This window comes from Paenibacillus xylanilyticus, assembly GCF_009664365.1.
GTDB lineage: Bacteria > Bacillota > Bacilli > Paenibacillales > Paenibacillaceae > Paenibacillus > Paenibacillus xylanilyticus_A.
The window spans coordinates 5,820,467-5,841,163 of the sequence record NZ_CP044310.1 but is presented as its reverse complement, the minus strand read 5'-3'; the positions used below and the strand labels follow the sequence as shown (position 1 = coordinate 5,841,163).

At 48.6% G+C, this 20,697-nt stretch carries 15 protein-coding genes; 13 read left to right on the top strand and 2 right to left on the bottom strand.

Annotated features, from left to right (window positions below; all coding sequences use genetic code 11):
* The first annotated feature begins 211 nt into the window (after positions 1 to 211).
* The 4 genes from hpf to F4V51_RS26115 all read left to right on the top strand — a co-directional run bounded on the left by hpf (position 212) and on the right by F4V51_RS26115 (position 6,682).
* A complete protein-coding gene (hpf, locus tag F4V51_RS26130; RefSeq protein WP_127541020.1) occupies positions 212 to 775 on the top strand; it encodes a ribosome hibernation-promoting factor, HPF/YfiA family in 564 nt (187 codons plus the stop codon).
* Positions 776 to 1,584: 809 nt separating this feature from the next.
* The gene (secA, locus tag F4V51_RS26125) at positions 1,585 to 4,089 is read left to right on the top strand and encodes a preprotein translocase subunit SecA (protein WP_153980131.1); all 2,505 of its coding nucleotides are present in this window, start codon (positions 1,585 to 1,587) and stop codon (positions 4,087 to 4,089) included.
* A gap of 446 nt (positions 4,090 to 4,535) precedes the next feature.
* Positions 4,536 to 5,649 (top strand): peptide chain release factor 2 gene (gene prfB, locus F4V51_RS26120; protein ID WP_153980130.1). Its coding sequence is split into 2 segments (ribosomal slippage): positions 4,536 to 4,607 and positions 4,609 to 5,649, totalling 1,113 coding nucleotides; the frame shifts between segments, so codons are not numbered across the junction.
* Positions 5,650 to 5,776: 127 nt separating this feature from the next.
* Positions 5,777 to 6,682 (top strand): YitT family protein, encoded by a 906-nt coding sequence (locus F4V51_RS26115; RefSeq protein WP_095359914.1) that lies wholly within the window; start codon positions 5,777 to 5,779, stop codon positions 6,680 to 6,682.
* 132 nt (positions 6,683 to 6,814) lie between these two features.
* Here F4V51_RS26115 and cls read toward each other — a convergent pair whose 3' ends face one another.
* Positions 6,815 to 8,263 carry a cardiolipin synthase gene (gene cls, locus F4V51_RS26110; protein ID WP_110758656.1) on the bottom strand — a complete coding sequence of 483 codons (1,449 nt, stop codon included), beginning with the start codon at positions 8,261 to 8,263 and terminating at the stop codon, positions 6,815 to 6,817.
* A 332-nt stretch (positions 8,264 to 8,595) separates the two neighbouring features.
* Here cls and argC point away from each other — a divergent pair, with 332 nt between their 5' ends.
* The 7 genes from argC (at position 8,596) to argH (ending at position 18,042) form a co-directional block, all read left to right on the top strand.
* Positions 8,596 to 9,645, top strand: a complete 1,050-nt coding sequence (gene argC, locus F4V51_RS26105; RefSeq protein ID WP_153980129.1) for an N-acetyl-gamma-glutamyl-phosphate reductase — start codon at positions 8,596 to 8,598, stop codon at positions 9,643 to 9,645.
* A gap of 117 nt (positions 9,646 to 9,762) precedes the next feature.
* Positions 9,763 to 11,001 (top strand): bifunctional glutamate N-acetyltransferase/amino-acid acetyltransferase ArgJ, encoded by a 1,239-nt coding sequence (argJ, locus tag F4V51_RS26100; RefSeq protein WP_153980128.1) that lies wholly within the window; start codon positions 9,763 to 9,765, stop codon positions 10,999 to 11,001.
* A gap of 243 nt (positions 11,002 to 11,244) precedes the next feature.
* Positions 11,245 to 12,084: an acetylglutamate kinase gene (argB, locus tag F4V51_RS26095; protein WP_153980127.1), complete on the top strand. Its 840-nt coding sequence runs from the start codon at positions 11,245 to 11,247 to the stop codon at positions 12,082 to 12,084.
* Between the two features lie 273 nt (positions 12,085 to 12,357).
* On the top strand, positions 12,358 to 13,611 hold the full coding sequence (locus F4V51_RS26090; RefSeq protein ID WP_153980126.1) for an aspartate aminotransferase family protein: 1,254 nt from the start codon (positions 12,358 to 12,360) through the stop codon (positions 13,609 to 13,611).
* A 201-nt stretch (positions 13,612 to 13,812) separates the two neighbouring features.
* Positions 13,813 to 14,778, top strand: a complete 966-nt coding sequence (gene argF / locus F4V51_RS26085) for an ornithine carbamoyltransferase (RefSeq protein ID WP_153980125.1) — start codon at positions 13,813 to 13,815, stop codon at positions 14,776 to 14,778.
* A gap of 516 nt (positions 14,779 to 15,294) precedes the next feature.
* Positions 15,295 to 16,530 (top strand): argininosuccinate synthase, encoded by a 1,236-nt coding sequence (locus F4V51_RS26080; RefSeq protein ID WP_153980124.1) that lies wholly within the window; start codon positions 15,295 to 15,297, stop codon positions 16,528 to 16,530.
* Positions 16,531 to 16,638: 108 nt separating this feature from the next.
* Complete coding sequence (gene argH, locus F4V51_RS26075) at positions 16,639 to 18,042, top strand: argininosuccinate lyase (RefSeq protein WP_127541049.1); 1,404 nt, start codon at positions 16,639 to 16,641, stop codon at positions 18,040 to 18,042.
* A 179-nt stretch (positions 18,043 to 18,221) separates the two neighbouring features.
* Here the strand turns inward: argH and F4V51_RS26070 are convergent, their stop codons facing one another.
* Positions 18,222 to 19,010: an alpha/beta hydrolase gene (locus F4V51_RS26070; RefSeq protein ID WP_153980123.1), complete on the bottom strand. Its 789-nt coding sequence runs from the start codon at positions 19,008 to 19,010 to the stop codon at positions 18,222 to 18,224.
* 295 nt (positions 19,011 to 19,305) lie between these two features.
* On the opposite strand from F4V51_RS26070, the gene F4V51_RS26065 reads away from it, so the two are divergent.
* Both F4V51_RS26065 and F4V51_RS26060 read left to right on the top strand, forming a co-directional pair.
* Entirely contained in the window at positions 19,306 to 19,929 is a 624-nt protein-coding gene (locus tag F4V51_RS26065) for a YhbD family protein (RefSeq protein ID WP_153980122.1), read from the top strand.
* A 13-nt stretch (positions 19,930 to 19,942) separates the two neighbouring features.
* Positions 19,943 to 20,668: a polymer-forming cytoskeletal protein gene (locus F4V51_RS26060; RefSeq protein ID WP_162009995.1), complete on the top strand. Its 726-nt coding sequence runs from the start codon at positions 19,943 to 19,945 to the stop codon at positions 20,666 to 20,668.
* The last annotated feature ends 29 nt before the right edge of the window (positions 20,669 to 20,697 follow it).

Genomic DNA, 20,697 nt, shown 5'->3' with positions numbered 1-20,697 from the left:
AAACGGTTAATTACTTCTTCAAGCGCACTATATCAACATCATGTAAATACGGAATTTCGCCTGAATATCGTGAAATATCTCGAAATATGGCGTTACGCGTAGGTGAGCAGATGTGGCTTGAATAGATGTCATGATTCGGTCACCGGGAGTTTTTACATGGCGCTTACATTCGTGTTATAATGAAGTGGCAAAGGAAAAGGAGGAGTGCCCTATGAATTTAAGTATTCGAGGTCAACAAATCGAGGTTACCGATGCTTTGAAAGATTATGTCGACAAAAAGTTGAGTAGACTCGAGAAGTATTTCGATGCACCCCTTAACTCTGACGGTGCTGTTACATTGAGCACGACGAGAGGCTTGCATACGGTTGAGGTGACGATCCCTTTGAAAGGCATTGTGCTCCGCGCTGAAGATGAGAGCGACGACATGTACGCTTCCATTGATGCTGTGGTGGACAAGTTGGAACGTCAGATCCGTAAACACAAAACGAAAGTTAACCGGAAGTTCCGCCAGGAAGGCAGCTTGAAAACACTCTTCGTTGAAGATCCGACAGGTACAGTAGCTACTGCTGAACTGGATATGGATACAGAGGACGATGACCTGGAAGTGGTACGGACCAAGCGGTTTATGTTGAAACCGATGGACGTGGAAGAGGCAATCCTCCAAATGAACATGGTCGGCCACAATTTCTTCGTATTCTCCAACATTGAGAATGAAGAAGTCAGCGTCGTGTACAAACGGAACGATGGGAAATATGGTCTAATCGAGCAAGGTTAACCTCCTTGTACGACAATACTGAATGACCCATTAAAGGTTAAAATGAGTACTTACGAAAATTGGACTGCAGGAGGACATCTTCGTATCCTGTATGATTAATTGAACAAACTAACAAGAGCCTCTGTCCCATACGGGATGGGGCTCTTTTCTGCATGGACGCAGCCGGGAAAATTTGTGCAAGCAAGTTTATGAAACTATTTCCCATGCAGCTGCGTCTAATAGAGAGTAGGAAGCAAGAGTACTGCCTACCCAAAAGATGAACTTTTACACTCTTAATGTGTAAATAATGGAGTTTTATGATAGACTCAGTAAACTGAGAAAAGGTTCCAATTTTACCATGAACATTTTCTTAAACTAACCATATGATCTGTAAATATGACAGCGAAAAGAAAGGCTTCCGCTAACGGCTATGATTTTTTGCACTTAAACGTGTACGAAGAGGCTCCAGAAGTTCCAAGAAGTATGCCTCGGCGTGTTGCGGCGACCCTTACAAACTGTTACAATTTATGCAAGAGAATCATTGTCCTGATGAGGAATTGTCAACGAATGATCGCTAATCATAATCAATGACAGGCACAGCACCATGAACATGATTCGTAAGGTTTGGAATTGCCCTTATTATGCAAGGCGCGAGTCCGTGAATATCGAATCAGCTTCATGAGTAACCCTGGTCAAGCCTGGAGTTGATTCATCCATATTAATGTTTATATCGTTTGTCACCCCCGGGCAAGTGGATGTACATATCCATCCGATGGTGTCGCATGGCGGCAGCAGGGGGTCTATTCTGTTTTGCACGAAAGGGGTATACCATGCTAGGACTTGTCAAAAAGATCTTCGGCGACATGAACGAACGTGATGTTAAACGTCTGATGAAGACGGTCGATGTGATCAATAAACTGGAACCACAATTTCAGGCGTTGTCTGATGAGCAACTGAAAGCCAAAACCGAGGAATTCCGTGCCCGTATCGAAAAAGGGGAAACAACGGACGAGCTTCTGCCGGAAGCATTCGCAACGGTACGTGAAGCATCCCGCCGGGTTCTGGGCAAACGTCACTATGACGTACAGATGCTGGGTGGTATTGCTCTTCATGAGGGCCGCATCTCCGAGATGAAAACGGGTGAAGGTAAAACCCTCGTGGGAACTCTCCCGGTTTACCTGAATGCATTGATGTCCAAAGGGGTACACGTCGTTACCGTCAATGACTATTTGGCACAGCGTGACAGCCAGGAAATGGGGCAGATCTACGAATTCCTGGGCATGACGGTAGGGGTTAACCTGAGCGGCATGGACCACGCGCTGAAACAGCATGCATATGCTTGTGATATTACGTACGGAACGAACAATGAATTTGGTTTCGACTATCTGCGTGACAACATGGTGCTATACAAAGAGCAAATGGTACAACGTCCGCTGTTCTTCTGTATCATTGACGAGGTAGATTCCATCCTGGTCGATGAGGCGCGTACGCCTCTGATCATTTCCGGACAAGCTCAAAAGTCTACTGACTTGTACTATGCAGCAGACCGTTTTGTGAAACGTCTGACACCGGAAGATGACTTTACAGTAGATATCAAAGTGAAATCCGTTGCCCTCACTGAAGGTGGGGTAGCTAAGGCGGAGAAAGCATTCGGCATTGAGAACTTGTATGATCACGCCAATGTTACGCTTAACCATCACATCGTACAAGCGCTGAAAGCGAACGTAATCATGCGTCGTGACGTCGACTACGTAGTCAGCGATGAAGAAGTCATGATCGTCGATGAGTTTACAGGCCGTCTGATGGCTGGTCGTCGTTATAGTGACGGGTTGCACCAGGCGATTGAAGCAAAAGAAGGCATCGAGGTACAGAACGAGAGCATGACGCTCGCTACAATCACATTCCAGAACTACTTCCGGATGTACCGCAAGCTTGCGGGGATGACGGGTACAGCGAAAACCGAGGAAGAAGAGTTTAAGAAAATCTACGGCCTCGAAGTATTGCAGATTCCGACCAACCGTCCGAACAAACGGAATGACATGGCAGATGTCGTTTACAAGAGCATCGACGGCAAGTTTAAAGCTGTAGTTGAAGAGATCGTGGAACGCCACAGCAAGAACCAGCCGGTTCTGGTCGGTACAGTATCGATCGAGAACTCCGAGCGTCTCTCCGACATGCTGAAACGCCGTGGTGTCAAACACCAGGTACTGAATGCCAAATACCATGCGGAAGAAGCAGAAATTATCTCTGGAGCTGGTCAAGCAGGTGCGGTTACGATCGCAACCAACATGGCTGGACGGGGTACGGATATTATCTTGGGTGAAGGGGTAGCCGAAGTGGGCGGTCTTCATATCATCGGTACAGAGCGTCACGAATCACGCCGGATCGATAACCAGCTGCGCGGACGTGCAGGACGTCAGGGTGACCCGGGTTCTACACAGTTCTATCTGTCACTTGGTGATGAGCTGATGAGACGTTTCGGTGCAGACAACGTACTGAACATGATGGAGCGTCTAGGCTTTGAAGAGGACCAACCGATTGAGAGCCGCATGATTACTCGTGCAGTTGAGTCCGCACAGAAGCGTGTTGAAGGAAACAACTTTGACGTACGTAAAGTCGTTCTTCAATATGATGATGTCATGAACCAACAACGTGAGATTATTTATAAACAGCGCCGCGAGGTGCTTGAATCCGAAAATATCAAACAGATCGTTATGGATATGATCAAGCCTTCCATTGAACGTATTGTTGAAGCACACTGCAGTGATGATATTCCAGAAAACTGGGAACTGCAGGAAGTGGCGGACTACATGAACAGCAAATTGCTGGATGATGGTGCGATTACCAAAGACGAGCTGTGGGGCAAGGAAGCCGAAGAAATCATCGAGTACCTGTTTGATAAAGTGCAGAAGAAGTACAATGCACGCGAAGAGCGTATCGGTGAAGAAATGGTTCGTGAATTCGAGAAAGTTGTTGTGCTTCGTGCAGTCGACAGCAAGTGGATGGACCACATTGATGCGATGGATCAACTGCGTCAAGGTATCCACCTGCGCGCATACGGCGGTACAGACCCACTGCGTGAGTACCAATTTGAAGGCTTCGAGATGTTCCATCAGATGATTGCTTCGATTCAGGAAGAAGTGGCAACTTATGTGATGAGAGCTCAAATCGAGAGCAATCAGGAACGTCAAGCGGTAGTGGAAGAGAGCCAAATCTCGACTAGCGGAGAACCTGCTGAGAAGCGCCCGGTAAAAGTCTCTGACCAAATCGGCCGCAATGATCCTTGTCCATGCGGCAGCGGCAAAAAGTATAAACACTGCCACGGCCAAGAATAGTTAAGCGATATTCTCTTACACCATAACGGAGATTGCAGAAGCAATCTGTAGAAGCGAAGCGTTCGCCTAAAAGCTTTCTGAAAGAAAGCTGCATCGGAAGCATACGCTATCACCAGATTTGTTCCTTTTATAAAAGGGAATCAAAAAAATCTGGGGATAACAGCGATCGGAAGATGCTACTGCAATCGGAGTGTTATGGTGTAATAGCAGCTAGGTTAACTTATATAGAATACATGAACGGCTCCTTGCTGCCGGGCATTTCAAATGATCAAATGAAGGATGCAGAACCGATGATTGGTGCATAGTTATAACTATACAGCCATGATCCAGGTGAAGAGAATTGCCGCTATATGGTAATCCGGACACCGAGGTGAAGCATCTGATACCTGATCTGGAGAAGTGCCCGGTTTGCGGGGAGCTTATCTTAATGAAAAGAGGAATTGCACATGATTGATCCAAGCGTGAAGCAGGACCTGCGTGAAATAGGCAAGAAACTAACAAACCTTAGGGGGTCTCTTTGACTTAGATCTCAAACAGGAAATGATTGAGAACTTTGAAGAGAAGATGTCAGCTCCCGATTTCTGGGATGATAATGAAAAGGCACAATCGGTGATCGCCGAGATGAATGCGGTGAAGGGATCGGTTGATCAATACGCCAAACTCCAGCAGGACTATGATGATGCCCTAATGATGGTTGAACTGGCCGATGAAGAAGGCGATGAAGACCTGGCTGCCGAGGTTGCCAGCAGCGTTACGGCCATCGTAGGCAAGTTGGAAGAGTTTGAGCTTCAACTTCTGCTGAATCAACCGTACGATAAAATGAACGCCATTCTTGAGCTTCACCCGGGTGCGGGCGGTACCGAGTCACAGGACTGGGGACAAATGCTGCTCCGGATGTACACTCGCTGGGCTGAGAAACGCGGCTTCAAGGTAGAGATTCTGGATTATCTGCCAGGCGATGAAGCAGGGATTAAGAGTGTTACGTTATCCATCAAAGGACATAATGCTTATGGTTATCTAAAAGCAGAGAAGGGTGTCCATCGATTGGTGCGGATCTCTCCTTTTGACTCATCGGGCCGGAGACACACATCCTTCGTATCCTGTGACGTTGTTCCAGAGATCGACGATACGGTGGAAGTAGACATCCGGACAGAGGATTTGAAGATCGATACGTATCGTGCGAGTGGTGCGGGTGGACAGCACATCAATACCACCGACTCTGCCGTACGGATCACACACATTCCTACCGGAGTCGTGGTAACGTGTCAGAACGAACGTTCACAGATCAAGAACCGTGAGCGTGCGATGACGATGCTTCGTTCCAAGTTGTATGAGCGTAAAATTGAAGAGCAAAAACAACAGCTGGATGAAATCCGAGGCGATCAGTCGGATATTTCATGGGGAAGCCAGATTCGCTCCTATGTATTCCATCCCTATAGTATGGTAAAGGATCACCGTACGAGCGTAGAGACAGGAAATACAGGTGCAGTCATGGACGGCGACCTCGATGCATTCATCGACGGTTATTTGCGCAGCCAGATTAAAGTAGAAACCGAGTAACTAAAGTTCCTGTATGGACCGGATACGTGTAGGCGTATGCTGGTGTATACAGGGGCTTTTTTTTGAGCCCAAATAGGGAAGAGAGTTCAGCAACTTATCAGTCATATAAAAGGAGAGCACGACAACTATGCAAGAGCATCAGCATTTCGTTCCAAACCGCAAAAAGAGGTTAGCCACCCTTATCCCTCTGAATGGACCCTGGAGAAACGTAGTGGATACGGCATCCATTATTATTGGTTCGTTTCTCATTGCGGTAGCCTTTAACTTATTTTTATTACCTAATCAGATCGCTTCAGGTGGAGTATCCGGGCTGTCTATTCTAGGAAAGGAATGGCTGGGGCTTGAACCCGCATACACGCAGTGGGCCATCAATATTCCACTTCTCATTGCAGGGTTTCTACTTATTGGGAAACAGTACGGGATCCGTTCGGTACTCGGGAGTATTGTACTCCCCCTGTTTGTTTATCTGACGAAAGACTGGGCCATTCCCACGACGAATCCTTTGCTCGGATCTCTGTATGGAGGTATCGGTGTGGGGCTCGGCATCGGTATTGTATACCGGGGAAGAGGTTCAACAGGTGGGATGAGTATCCTCGCCAGAATCGTACAGAAATACAGTGGACTTAGTTACTCTCTTTGCGTTGTGATTATGGATGCTACGGTTATTATTATGGCTGCGTTTGTATTGTCGTTGGAACAGTCACTTTATGCACTGATTGGGCTATACGTTACCGGAAAAGTCATTGATGCCGTGGAGATGGGACTTGGTTACTCGAAGGTTGCATACATTATCTCCAACAAGACGGAGCCGATCACCAAAGTCATTCTCGCCGATCTGGATCGTGGATTAACGAAGCTGGAGGCAAAAGGTGGCTACACGGACGACCAGCGTACCGTATTAATGGTCGTGGTTGGGCAAAATGAGGTGCCAAGACTGAAAGCACTGATCCGGTCCGTGGACCCGCAGGCTTTTGTTATTATCAGTAATGCGCATGAAGTGCTCGGCGAAGGCTTTAAGCGAGACGAGGCATAATTTCAGTTAGTGCCGATTAACGAGCGACATATAAAATAAAAAAAGCAGGGATGTCCATTCCAGCCAAACATGGCGGAGGATGTCCCTGCTTTTTACGTTTTAAATTACCCTTTAAATTACCCTATATTACTGTTACAAAATGGGAGAAAGTAAGCGGGAGATCGCTTCTTTGAAACGAATCTTCAGGCTGCGCTTGTTGTACTCCTCCTGCGTCATCTCTCGGGACACCTTAAGGTCATGCTCAAAGGTATCGACCAATGCCGTGGCGATGACCTCATCATACATAAACGCATTCACCTCAAAGTTCAACCGGAAACTGCGGTAATCAATATTTGCCGTACCCACCGATGCGACCATGCTGTCAATAATGAGCGTTTTGGCATGGATAAAGCCGTTATCGTATATAAATACTTTTGCTCCGACTTTTAACAGTTCACCAATGTAAGACAGCGTAGCCCAGTATACGAAGGCGTGATCCGGTTTGTTGGGAATCATGATGCGCACATCAATACCTGACAGGCACGCGAGACGTATGGCTTCGAATACACTGGCATCCGGGATAAAGTAAGGCGTCTGAATCAGAATGGAATGTTTGGCTCCATTAATCATCTTCAGATAACTGTTCTTGATGTGCTCCGTCTCTGCATCCGGTCCGCTGGAGACAATCTGCATCGCCGTCGTTCCTGTACCCTCAATATGCGGGAAATGTTCAGGAACATATGGGGTGTCATGCTGCTTGGATGCCTCATTCCAATCAAGAAGGAAGCGCGTCTGAAGCGCATGAACGGCATTTCCCTGAATCCGCAGATGGGTATCGCGCCAATAACCGAATTTGGAATTCAACCCGAGGTACTCATCACCCACGTTAAATCCGCCGGTATAACCGAGGTTACCGTCAATGATGACGATTTTACGGTGGTTGCGGTAGTTCATACGCAGATTGATTAGACTGAATTTCGATGGGAAAAAGACTTCCACCAAACCGCCTGCTTCGCGCAATTCTTTGAAAAAGCGATTTGACACCCGCCGCGATCCAAGCGCGTCGTACAGTAGACGAACCTTGATGCCTTCCCGTGCTTTGCGGATCAGAGCATCCCGAATGCGTTTACCCAGCCGGTCGCCCCGGTAAATGTAATATTGCACGTGAACATGATCCTGCGCCGCTTCGATATCATCGAGTAACCGTTGGAACTTGTCCGTTCCATCCGTGATGATCTCTACAGCATTGTCTTCCGTAAGGAGAGCGCCGTTTTGTTTCAGATTCATATAGATCATATCCTGGCTGCTTTCGGTGGCTCTGTTGTTGAATGGCGTCCGATTATCATGCAGCTGTTCGAGCTGTGCGGCGATGCGCTCCTCCAGACCAAGCTTCTTTCTCTCTTTCCATTGGAACAGCCGGTAGCGGGTCAGATTCTGACCTGTTAGTAGATAAAGTACGAACCCAAGCACAGGAATAAAGTTCAATACAAGCAGCCAAGCCCAGGATGCACTGGCATCCTTGCGTTCGAAGAACACAACTGCTGCAGCGAAGATAATATTCAGGCCCAGGAGTACCATAAGTAAAATGGATTCGATATGCACTGTAGTCCCCCATGTCTCGTAATGACCAACGTGAATCCATTCATAAACCCTTCCTCGTGTAGAATTTGTTATGAATAAGACCTTGGTATGTAATGTTTCCTATAAAACGTATTTTAGCAGAAGTATTCGGGTTCGTCCGCAGATATTGGAAAGATATGTTCGGATTTGATAAGAATCCATGTGAAATTGATGGTAGAGTGTTGTATTTATATAACTAGAGTCGTATAATAATACACAAATATGCATAGAAGCGACGGAATTACAGTGTGAGGGCCGTTTGAGGGCGTGAGCATCGTATAAGTATCGCATACAACAGGATTGGGGGAGCGAGAGTGAGTAACAAATTGAGAGTGGCAATTGTCGGTTCCACCGGCTACGGCGGGGTGGAGCTGATTCGTTTTTTTCAGAACCATCCACAGGTTGAAATCACTTCGGTGATCTCTTCATCCAGCAGCGGCGAGTCTATTGCAGACGGATTTCCGCATTTGACGGATGTGATTCGCAGGCCACTGGATGGCGTGGTTCCGGCTGAGATTGCAGAACGTGCAGATCTGGTATTCACGGCTACCCCATCTGGAGTTAGTGCGAAGCTCGTTCCAAGCCTGCTTGAAGCGGGGCTGAAGGTGATCGATCTGTCTGGTGACTTCAGATTGAAGGATGGAGCCGTGTATGAACAGTGGTATAAACACCCGGCTCCGCCGAGTGATCTGCTGGAACAGGCTGTATACGGGATGGCCGAAGTGTACGGGGATGAAGTAAAAGGCAAAAACTTTATTTCCAACCCGGGCTGTTATCCTACAGCTACCCTTCTTGGACTTATTCCTGCAGTGGAAGCAGGATGGATCGATCCATCCACGATTATTATCGATGCCAAATCCGGTGTATCCGGTGCTGGACGGGGAACGAGTCTGACGAACCATTATGCAGAGATGAACGAAAATTTCAAAGCCTACAAACTTAACAAACACCAACATATACCTGAGATTGAGCAAGTACTTGGCAATATTACCGGAAGTCCGGTAACGGTCACGTTTACGACGCACCTGGTGCCAATGACACGTGGGATCATGAGTACGATGTACGCAAGCCTGGTAGGAGAACACAGTGATCGGGACCTGGTGGATCTGTACCGTAAGTATTATGAGAATCGGCCTTTTGTAAGAGTTCGTGAACCAGGCATCTGGCCTTCGACCAAAGAAGTGCAAGGCTCCAACTACTGTGATATCGGATTTGCAGTTGATCCAAGAACCGGACGCTTAACAATCATATCGGTCATCGACAACCTGGTGAAGGGTGCTTCCGGGCAAGCGATTCAAAATATGAACCTGATGATGGGATGGGAGGAAAACCTCGGGCTGAACATGACGCCGGTATATCCATAAGGAGTGGTGATCGGGAGAGCAGGCAGATGCACTTCCGGAACTGTTCAGGAGACCATCGGAATCGGGATTAGCAAGCGGTTAATCGGCATGCAGCCGAACGCACACGGGGGATAACATATGGGAACAAATGTGAAGCAACAGGCTTACACCGTAGTGGAAAACGGAACGATTGTAACCCCGCGCGGGTTCGCTGCTGGCGGACTTCATTGCGGATTGAAAAAAACATCACGCAACGATATCGGAGCGATCCGTTGTGAAGTGCCAGCCACGGCAGCGGCCGTGTATACAACGAACGTATTCCAGGCTGCGCCGCTGAAGGTAACTCGCGAGAGCTTGAGCAATGGACGCCTTCAGGCCGTTGTTGTTAACAGTGGTAATGCCAATGCTTGTACCGGGCAGCAGGGTGAAAAGGATGCGTATGCGATGCGTTCGGCAGCAGCACGTGAACTTGGCGTAGCTGAAGAGGATGTAGCTGTGGCATCGACCGGTGTGATCGGTGAGTTGTTGAAAATGGACGCAGTACACTCGGGTATCAGTGCACTGCCGGCAAGCTTGGGGCAGGGAGCCAATGAAGCGGAGCAATTCTCTCAAGCGATCTTGACAACGGATTTGGTGAAAAAGGAAGCCTGCGTATCTGTCGTTGTAAACGGCAGGAACGTTACGATTGCAGGTGCAGCCAAAGGATCTGGCATGATTCATCCCAACATGGCGACGATGCTCGCATTTATAACGAGTGATGCGGTTATTGGCGCAGAAGCACTGCAAAGTTTGCTGCGTCAGGCGACCAACCATACGTTTAACATGATCACCGTAGATGGAGATACGAGCACAAACGATATGCTGGTCGCGATGTCCAGTGGGATGGCGGGGAACGAAGAATTGACCACGGACCATCCGGACTGGGACGCTTTTGCTGCAGGATTCACTTATGTGTGTGAAGTGCTGGCCAAAGCAATTGCACGTGATGGTGAAGGAGCAACCAAGCTGGTTGAGGTGCAGGTTACGGGTGGAGTGAGTGATGAATCGGCACAGGCGATTGCCAAAACGGTTATCGGCTCCAGCCTGGTGAAGTCAGCGATGTTCGGTGCGGACGCAAACTGGGGACGGATTATTGCAGCCGTGGGGCGTGCAGGACAGCCAGTTAACCCGGACACCGTGGATATCCGTTTGGGAGATATCTCGGTACTTGAGCAGTCCCGCCCAGTTGTATTTGACGAAGAGGTGGCGCTGGCCTACTTGCAAACCGATACCGTTCGCATTGTGGTAGATCTGCACCACGGCGAAGGAAAGGCTACAGCATGGGGCTGTGACCTGACCTATGACTATGTACGAATCAATGCGGCATACCGCACTTAATAAACGATCTTTTAACTATCTTGTGTTATTCAATATTAATTATTGCAATTTTACATGGTAACGGAGAGTGCAGGACCAATCTGTAGAAGCGAAGCGCTCGCCTTTATCCCCGGATTTTACCCTGTAGAAAAGGGATCAAAAAAATCTGGGGATAACAGCGATCGGAAGATGGTGCTGCAATCGGAGTGGCAAATGTAAAAGGTTTGTTTTTATATAGAACAAAATACGAAAGGAGTGCTCCTCATGAATTCAACATTGCAAAATGAGAGTGCCGGAGTGGAAAAAGGTGCAGAGAAGCAGACGTTTGTCATGAAATGCGGAGGCAGCACGCTCGCGGCTTTGCCAGAATCCTTTTTTGCGGATTTGCGCGACTTGCAGTCCCAGGGAACTCAGCCCGTCATCGTGCATGGTGGAGGTCCGGCGATATCGGAGAATCTGGCGAAGCTGGGCATTGAAACCGAGTTCGTGAATGGACTCCGCAAAACGACCGAACCCGTGCTGGATGTCGTGGAGATGGTGTTGGCCGGGAGTATCAACAAACAGATCGTACGCCTGATAGAGCGCGTCGGAGGACATGCGCTGGGCCTGTCCGGCGTAGACGGTGGACTAATCCAAGCCAAACCTGTGGCAAATCATGCAGAGATCGGCTGGGTTGGAGACGTAACAGGCGTTCAAGCAGAAATCATTCAAGGCATAGTGAACATGGGATATATGCCTGTGATTGCGCCGGTGGGCGTGGATGCAAACGGACAACGGTATAATATCAATGCAGATACAGCCGCGGGTGCGGTAGCTTCCCACCTCGGGGTAAGCCGGATGATCGTTGTGACGGATGTACCTGGAATCATGAAGACCGTTAACGGGGAGAAAAAAGTACTGCCATCGGTCTCTGTACAGGAAATCGAGGACATGATTCAAACCGGAGAAATCTACGGCGGCATGATCCCGAAGGTGCGCGCAGCGATTGCCTGCATTCATGGCAAAGTACGCGAGGTTATTATCGTGGACGGAAGCGAGCCGCAGATCCTGAGCCGCGTGCTGAAGGGTGAAACGATCGGAACCCGAATTATCCGCATGCAATAAGGTGAATTTCAAAACAGATAGATTAATATTCTGTACGGATTTATATAAGTTGAATAGCAACGTTACACAAGAACGTAGAGTGCAGAACCAATCTGGAGAAGCAAGGCGTTCGCGTTTATACCCGGATGTTAACCTCTAAAAAATTAATTCAAAAAATCCGGGGATAACAGCGATCGGAAGATGGTGCTGCAATCGGAGTGGCTCTGTGTAGGTTGGTTTGTCTTATATGGAGTATCGGTATACTTACAAAAAGGAATAGGAGTGTGAAAGGTGATGGCAAAAGGCAATGAACAGCCAGGTTCTGGCACAGCAGTAGCGGGAGCAGCAACAGGTGCAGCGGCACAGACGGAAAGCTCTCTTTTCCAAACGTATGCGCGTTATCCAATCAGTCTGGTCAAGGGTAAAGGCAGCTGGTTATGGGATGATCAGGGCAACCGTTATCTCGACTTCATGTGCGGACTCGCTGTAACGAGCCTTGGCCATGCACCGGAGAAAGTGGGAGCCAAGCTGAAAGCTCAGATCGATGAGCTGTGGCATGTCTCCAACCTGTTCCAGATTCCGGGCCAGGAGAAAGCAGCCGCGTTGCTGACAGACAATACATGTGCCGATGCGGTGTTCTTCTGCAACAGTGGCGCGGAAGCCAATGAGGCAGCGATTAAAGTCGCACGTCGTTATCACCAGAAGGTGAAAGGGAACGACCGTTATGAAGTGATTACGTTTGCCCAGTCCTTCCACGGACGGACACTCGCAACACTGACAGCAACAGGGCAGGATAAGGTGAAAGAAGGATTTTTGCCATTGCCAGCTGGATTCGTGACCGTTCCTTTGCATGATATTGCAGCTTTGGAAGCGGCAATCGGCCCTAGAACAGCAGCAATTATGCTGGAAATGGTTCAAGCCGAAGGCGGTGTATATCCGGTCGAACCGGAATTCGTCAAGCATGTACGGAAATTGTGTGACGAGCATGGTCTCTTGCTGATCGTAGACGAAGTACAGACCGGAATGGGACGTACAGGCAAGCTGTTTGCACATGAACACTATGGCATTGAGCCAGATGTGTTTACGGTGGCCAAAGGGATCGGCAGTGGTTTCCCGGTAGGCGCGATGCTGGGTAAAGGTTTCCTGCGGGATGCGTTTACGCCAGGCAGCCATGCAACGACATTTGGGGGTACTCCACTAGCTTCCTCCGTGGTCATTGCTACGATTGAAACGATGTTGGAAGATCGCTTGCCGGAGCGCGCTGCTGAGATGGGTGACTATCTGATGAGCTCCCTGCGGAAGCGTTTGGCAGGCAATTCATTTGTGAAGGAAGTTCGCGGATTGGGGCTTCTGGTCGGAATTGAATGTGCAGAGCCAGTAGGCGACATCGTTTTGGCCGGACAGAAACGTGGTATCTTGTTCGTGACCGCAGGGCCGAATGTCATTCGTCTGCTTCCGAATCTGTATGTGAGCAAGGAAGAGATCGATGAAGCGGTATCCCTGGTAGCAACGTTGATCGAAGAGCACGTAGCAGCGAAGAAGGTTTAATTCATTTTGACAAAATGAAAAGCATGCTGTACTGGGGCCTTTCATGGCCCTGGCGCAGAACTAGATGATGAATCCCTGTAGCCGCGCGGAGAACCTGCGGAAGATAAAGAAAGCCACAGGCTGCCTGAGCAGCGCTGCCACAGCTGCTCTCTTCTGCCCGAGCGGGTGCAGGGAACCGGATATAAGGAGGACAACATTCACATGACAGCACAACAAACGGAGAAAATCCAGAAGATTGATCTTAGAGGCCGTGACTTTATTGAGTTTACCGATTACACGGCCGAAGAGATTCGCTACTTACTGGACTTGGCCATTGAGATCAAAGGCAAGCAAAAAAATGGCGTAGCCTATCAGCCGCTGAAAGGTAAAACGATTGGACTTATTTTTGAAAAATCATCCACACGTACGCGTGTATCCTTCGAAGTAGGCATGTTCCAGCTGGGTGGACACGCACTCTTCCTGAGCAAAAACGATATCCAGCTTGGTCGAGGGGAAACAACTCATGATACGGCTAAAGTATTGTCCCGCTACCTGGATGGCATCATGATTCGTACCTTTGGACACCATAATGTAACTGAATTGGCGGAGCATGCCGATATCCCGGTCATTAATGGACTGAGCGATGCTGCTCATCCGTGCCAAGTACTAGCGGACTTCCAAACCGTGCTGGAGTACAAAGGCAAACTGGCTGGCTTGAAAATGGCTTATGTCGGAGACGGGAACAACATGGCACACTCTCTCATGCTGGGTGCAGCGAAGATGGGCATGCATGTTGCTGTAGCAACGCCAAAAGGGTATGAGCCGGATAGCGCAGTGGTAGAGCAGGCGCGCAGCATTGCGAAGGAAAGCGGTTCTGAAGTGACTGTGACGTACAGTGCTCAGGAAGCTGTGAAGGATGCCGATATCATCTATACCGATGTGTGGGCAAGCATGGGCTTTGAAGAGGAGCAAAAGGTTCGTGAGCAGGCTTTTGCTGCGTACCAGGTCGATGAGGAACTGATGAAAGGCGCCAAGCCAGATTACATGTTCCTGCATTGTCTGCCGGCACACCGCGGAGAAGAAGTAAGTGCGGGCGTCATTGATGGACCGAACTCCCTGATCTTTGATCAGGCAGAGAACCGGCTTCATGCACAAAAGGCCTTGATGGCTGCGTTAATGAGCGAATAACCGCTGTTTACCTAAATGAGTTGATTTTAGGCGCAGGGTTAGCGATGATAGATTCATCTATTTATACACTGAAATAAGATAAATTGGTGCATTCGCAAAAACGGAGAGACAGAAATGACCTTTAGAAACGAACGATTTATATCTATCCTGGGACGTCTTTCAAATTTATATAAGTTGAACCTGAATAAAACACGATAACGGAGAGTGCAGAACCAATCTGAAGAAGCGGAGCTAAAAGCTTTCTGAAAGAAAGCTACTTCGTAAGCATAATCTCGCCTTTATCCCCGGATTTTCCCCTTTAGAGGGGAATCAAAAAAATCTGGGGATAAGAGTGATCGGAAGATGGTACTGCAATCGGAGTGTTGTAGTGTAACATTCTAAAAGGCTATCTGTATAAAAAAAGAAACGATGGATCTGGGGATAAGAGCGATCGGAGGGTTTTCTGGCTCGTAGTTTTTAGCAGATGCATAGCTTGTTTAACTTATTGGCAATTGAATTTGGGGAGGACCAACGAACATGGCTAAGGAAAAAATCGTACTCGCCTACTCCGGCGGGCTGGACACATCTGTAATTTTGAAATGGCTGAAAGAAACCTATGACGCAGAGATTATCGCATTTACTGCAGATATCGGACAAAAGGATGAGCTGGACGGCCTCGAGGAAAAAGCACTCGCTACCGGCGCTTCGAAAGTGTATATCGACGATCTGCGCGACGAGTTCGCGAAAGATTTTATCTACCCGATGTTCCAAGCGGGTGCTCTGTATGAAGGACAATACCTGCTCGGCACAAGTATCGCTCGTCCGCTGATTGCTAAACGCATGGTCGACATCGCTCGTGCAGAAGGCGCTACTGCGATCGCTCACGGCGCTACGGGCAAAGGAAATGACCAGGTTCGTTTCGAGTTGAACGCAGCTGCGCTGACACCGGACGTTCAAGTGATTGCGCCATGGCGTTTGGAAGAATTCCGCAACCAGTTCCCAGGACGCGCAGAGATGATTGCTTATGCAGAGAAACACGGTATTCCGGTAACGGCATCTGCTGCTAAGCCTTACTCTACAGACCGTAACCTGCTGCATATCAGCTATGAGAGCGGTGTGCTTGAAGATCCTTGGTTTGACCCAAGCACAGACGAGAACAAAGACATGTTCCTGCTCAGCAACGCACCGGAAGATGCACCAGATCAAGCGGAGTACGTTGAACTGGAGTTCGAACAAGGCAACTGCGTAGCCCTGAATGGCGAGCGTTTGAGCCCGCTTCAAATGATGGAACAATTGAACGAACTGGGCGGCAAGCACGGCATTGGCCGTGTCGACATGGTCGAGAACCGTTTTGTTGGCATGAAGAGCCGCGGGGTATATGAGACACCAGGTGGAACAATCCTGTTTACGGCACATCGTAAAATGGAATCCATCACCATGGACCGTGAAGTGATGAACCTGCGTGATAGCCTGATCACGCGTTACAGCACACTCGTGTACAACGGCTTCTGGTTCGCACCGGAACGTCTGGCACTGCAAGCGCTGGTAAGCGAAAGCCAGAAAAACGTAACAGGTACCGTACGTGTGAAATTGTACAAAGGCAACATCATTGGCGCAGGCGTGAAAAGCCCTGTCAGCCTCTACAACCCGGACATCGCTACGATGGAAGCTGATCCAACGCAAGCGTATGATCAAGGAGATGCTACCGGCTTTATCCGCCTGAACGCCCTGCGTCTGAAAGTTAATTCCGGCGTGGAACAAAACAAGAAATAATACTTTAAAATAGCCTCATATCATGACCAATATAACTTTACAGGGCAGGCCGTTCTTGCACATCGGGCAGGGGCGGCTTTGTCCATGAACGAAAGGGGAGAACTCACCGTGAGCAAGCTGTGGGGAGGACGTTTTACCAAACAAACCAATCATCTGGTTGAGGAATACACGGCATCAATCAACTTTGACAAAGCTTTGGCTGAGGAAGATATTCAAGGCAGTCTCGCCCATGTAACCATGCTGGGCAAATGCGGTATTTTGCCTGCGGAAGATGTGGAAACGATTAAGGAAGGTTTGATTACCGTACTGCACAAAATCCGTGCAGGCGAAGTGGAATTCTCTGTTTCGGATGAAGACATCCACATGAACATTGAGAAAAACCTGATCGAAACCATTGGCCCTGTCGGTGGCAAATTGCACACAGGTCGCAGCCGGAATGACCAAGTCGCAACAGACATGCACTTGTACCTGCGTGAGCGTGTAGTTGGTTTTGTTGGCATGCTGCATGCGCTGCAGGAAGCGTTGATCGGACAGGCCAAGGACAACCTGGATACAATCGTACCGGGCTATACCCATCTTCAACGTGCACAACCGATTCTGTTCGCTCATCACCTGATGGCGTATGTCTCCATGTTCCAACGGGATGCAGAACGTCTGATGGACAGCTACAAACGGATTAACGTTCTGCCGCTGGGTGCAGGTGCACTTGCAGGAACAACATTCCCGATTGACCGCCACTTTGTAGCCGAGCAGCTCGGCTTCGACGGTGTGTACGAGAACAGTCTGGACGCGGTTAGTGATCGTGACTTTATCGTGGAGTTCCTGGCAGCAGCTTCCCTCATCATGACTCACCTGTCCCGTCTGAGTGAAGAACTGGTGCTGTGGAGCAGTACCGAGTTTGGTTTTGTTGAACTGGACGATGCGTTCTGCACAGGCAGCAGCATTATGCCGCAGAAAAAGAATCCGGATGTCCCGGAGCTTGTTCGTGGTAAAACCGGACGTGTATACGGCAACCTGATCGGTTTGCTGACCGTCTTGAAATCTCTTCCTCTGGCCTACAACAAAGACATGCAGGAAGACAAGGAAGGCATGTTCGATACAGTTGCTACGCTGGAAGGCGCACTGCAATTGTTCGCACCGATGATTGCAACGATGAAAGTGAATAAGGACCGGATGCGCCAAGCGGTGAATCAGGACTTCTCCAACGCTACGGATATTGCCGACTTCCTCGTGGGCGAAGGCTTGCCATTCCGTCAGGCGCATGAAGTCATCGGTAAAACGGTGCTGTACTGCATCCAGAACGGCAAGTATTTGCTGGATCTGAGCATTGATGAGTTCCGTCAGTTCTCCCCGCTGTTTGATGATCGCATCTACGATGTGCTCCAACCGGAAGCGGTGGTTAACGCACGTAACGTATATGGTGGCACAGCTTCCGGACAAGTGGCTGAAGCCATCGGACGCAGTGAAAAGGTGTTGGAAATTACGGCGCAATGGATCACAAGCCGCGGCTAACGCCAAGGCTGTCCCGGCAGTACAAAAGTTGAATTATATAAAAAGAAGCAGACCAGTGGAGATTCCTCCATGGTCTGCTTCTTTTTTCGCTTTTTTAATTACAAATCAAGCTGAATATGAAGGCTCTCTCAGAAGTAGATCCTCTAGCTTGCCTTCATTGCTCCGAGGCGCGCTTCCCTTTAGTTCCGTTCAGGCAGTGGCAGCCACCGCAGCACATTCTGAATTTTCTCATCCCAGTAAGCCCAGTCATGTCCGCCAGGTTCTTCTTCATAGGTCAACTGAAAATCGGTCTGTATACAAGCCTCACGGAAAGATTGGTTTTCTTCATACAGGAAATCTTCCGTGCCGCAGCATTGATAGAGAATTGGACGTGGCCCTTGGCTTGTCTGACTTTCTTTTAGCAAATGAAGCAGGTCATTCTCCGAACCCTTGATCTCTGGTCCGAAAATGCGCTCCATTTCGGTCTGCTGTAGTGCGGAGAGAATTTTGTTATCCATATGGGCGGCCATATCCAGAGCCCCTGATAAGCTTGCTGCTGCGGCATATTGCTCCGGTTTGCGCAGGGCCAGTTTGAATGCCCCGTAACCACCCATGGACAAGCCGGCAACGTAGTTGTCTTCCCGTTTGGAAGACAGCGGGAAGAAGGAGCGTGCCAGGGCAGGCAGCTCTTCACTGATGAATGTCCAGTAACGTCCGCCTTCGGCCATATCCGTATAGAAGCTGCGATGCACTTGCGGCATGACAACAGCGATTCCGAGGTTTGCCACATAACGTTCAATGGATGTCCGGCGCAGCCAGATGGAATCATCATCCGATAGGCCATGCAGCAAATACAGCGTAGGGTGAAGTCCTTTGCCTGAAACGTTATCCATCCCAATCTGATTATGGGTCTGCTGTGGCAGAATAACATGCATGCTCGTGCTAAGTCCTAGCGTGTCGGAGTAAAAATCACATTTTATAAGTGCCATCTCTACAAAGTAACCCCTTTCATGAATTCATTAACTGAATGTCCTGCCTGAGTTGAATGCGGTCACAGTTAATGGCTCCTTCGTTTCTATCACACAGGTTATACCCAAACCCCGTCCATTGCAACAACAACATTTATAGCTAAAGAAAGTGATGGTTTAACGAGGTCAGGCAGTGTTCAATAAAAAGTTAAGTAGGTAGCGGTTAATTGAGGTTCATGTTGAGCAAAATGATTTCTAGGCTTCACAACGTAACAATGTTATGTTACACTTGCATCAACACAAAGGGGGACCATATATGACGGATGAATTGATCTCCAAAAAAGACTTGCTGGACCTTACGGGGATTTCCTATGGTCAGTTATACCGCTGGAAGCGGAAAAACCTTATTCCGGAAGAATGGTTTATTCGGAAGTCTTCATACACGGGTCAGGAAACTTTTTTTCCTAAACAGCAGATGCTGACACGTATCGATAAGATCCTCAATATGAAGGATGGATTATCACTGGATGAGCTGGCGGACGTATTTTCGCCCACATTGGGTGAGGTTGAAATGTCTGCGGAGCAATTAATGGACCGAAACATTGTTTCATCGCCTTCGCTTGAACTGGTAAAAGAGGCCGGACGGGAACAACCTATGTATGCTCTGGAGCAGATTATGATGCTCTATGTCCTCGAGAAGCTGCTGCTCAGCGGGGATATCACCCGTCAGGAGGGCTCATTGCTGATAGATGTCATGTCTGAGCACTATTATCGTTTTGCAAACAGAGCAAGTGAGCTGCTGCTTATTCGTAAGATGGGCGTACCGACATTTATGCTGGTTGGTTCAGGATCAGAGCTTTATTTTGATCAGGGCGTCAAAGTGGTACTGAGAATTCCGCTGGGCACGTTTATGGAAGAGCTGAAACTTAAATTGGGATAAGGGGAGAATGGACATGGAAGAACGTCATTTGAGAAATGACCTGAATGTATCAGGTTTGAGTCAAACAGCAGGTGGAGCTTTTCACCGGGTTTCCATTGATGGCATGGCCAAAGTAAACGGCAATCTGGATTGTACCTCCTTGAGTGTGAATGGGACGTTGAAGATGCACGGAGCCTTAAGTGCGGAAAGTGCAACCATCAATGGCATGTGCACGCTGAACGGCCCCCTGAACAGCTCCCGTGTTCGTGTGGATGGCCTGACAACCATTCATGGAAACCTCAGTAGTCCTGAGCTTGAAGTAAACGGCAAGTGTACCGTACGTGGGCGAGTGGATGGAGAACGCATCGATATTGGCGGCATGATCACGATTGATGGCGACGTACAATGTGAGTCCCTGAACGTACAGGGCAACATCAAAATTAGTGGCTTCCTGAATGCAGGATCCGTTGAGATCAAGCTGCATACATCTTCTTCAGCCAAAGAGATTGGCGGAGAACGTATTGATATTCGTCGAACGGAACAAAGTGGCTTTTGGAAAAGTATCGGTCTGGGCGGTACACCCTCCTTCAAAACATCCTTAATTGAAGGGGATGAGATCGTATTGGAAGATACGGAGGCTGATATTGTTCGTGGAAGCAAAGTATATATCGGCCGTGGCTGCAGCATCAAACTTGTTGAATACTCAGGCGAGCTTGAGATTGATCCAGATGCCAAGGTGGGCAGCAGTCAGCGGATTTAAGTGGGATTGATATAGAAAGGAACGGGATG

What these genes read in the sequence shown, in the direction of transcription:
- hpf (WP_127541020.1), top strand. Translation starts at nt 212, where the DNA reads ATGAATTTAAGTATTCGAGGTCAACAAATCGAGGTTACCGATGCTTTG.
- secA (WP_153980131.1), top strand. Translation starts at nt 1,585, where the DNA reads ATGCTAGGACTTGTCAAAAAGATCTTCGGCGACATGAACGAACGTGAT.
- F4V51_RS26115 (WP_095359914.1), top strand. Translation starts at nt 5,777, where the DNA reads ATGCAAGAGCATCAGCATTTCGTTCCAAACCGCAAAAAGAGGTTAGCC.
- argJ (WP_153980128.1), top strand. Translation starts at nt 9,763, where the DNA reads ATGGGAACAAATGTGAAGCAACAGGCTTACACCGTAGTGGAAAACGGA.
- argB (WP_153980127.1), top strand. Translation starts at nt 11,245, where the DNA reads ATGAATTCAACATTGCAAAATGAGAGTGCCGGAGTGGAAAAAGGTGCA.
- F4V51_RS26090 (WP_153980126.1), top strand. Translation starts at nt 12,358, where the DNA reads ATGGCAAAAGGCAATGAACAGCCAGGTTCTGGCACAGCAGTAGCGGGA.
- argF (WP_153980125.1), top strand. Translation starts at nt 13,813, where the DNA reads ATGACAGCACAACAAACGGAGAAAATCCAGAAGATTGATCTTAGAGGC.
- F4V51_RS26080 (WP_153980124.1), top strand. Translation starts at nt 15,295, where the DNA reads ATGGCTAAGGAAAAAATCGTACTCGCCTACTCCGGCGGGCTGGACACA.
- F4V51_RS26070 (WP_153980123.1), bottom strand. Translation starts at nt 19,010, where the DNA reads ATGGCACTTATAAAATGTGATTTTTACTCCGACACGCTAGGACTTAGC.
- F4V51_RS26065 (WP_153980122.1), top strand. Translation starts at nt 19,306, where the DNA reads ATGACGGATGAATTGATCTCCAAAAAAGACTTGCTGGACCTTACGGGG.
- F4V51_RS26060 (WP_162009995.1), top strand. Translation starts at nt 19,943, where the DNA reads ATGGAAGAACGTCATTTGAGAAATGACCTGAATGTATCAGGTTTGAGT.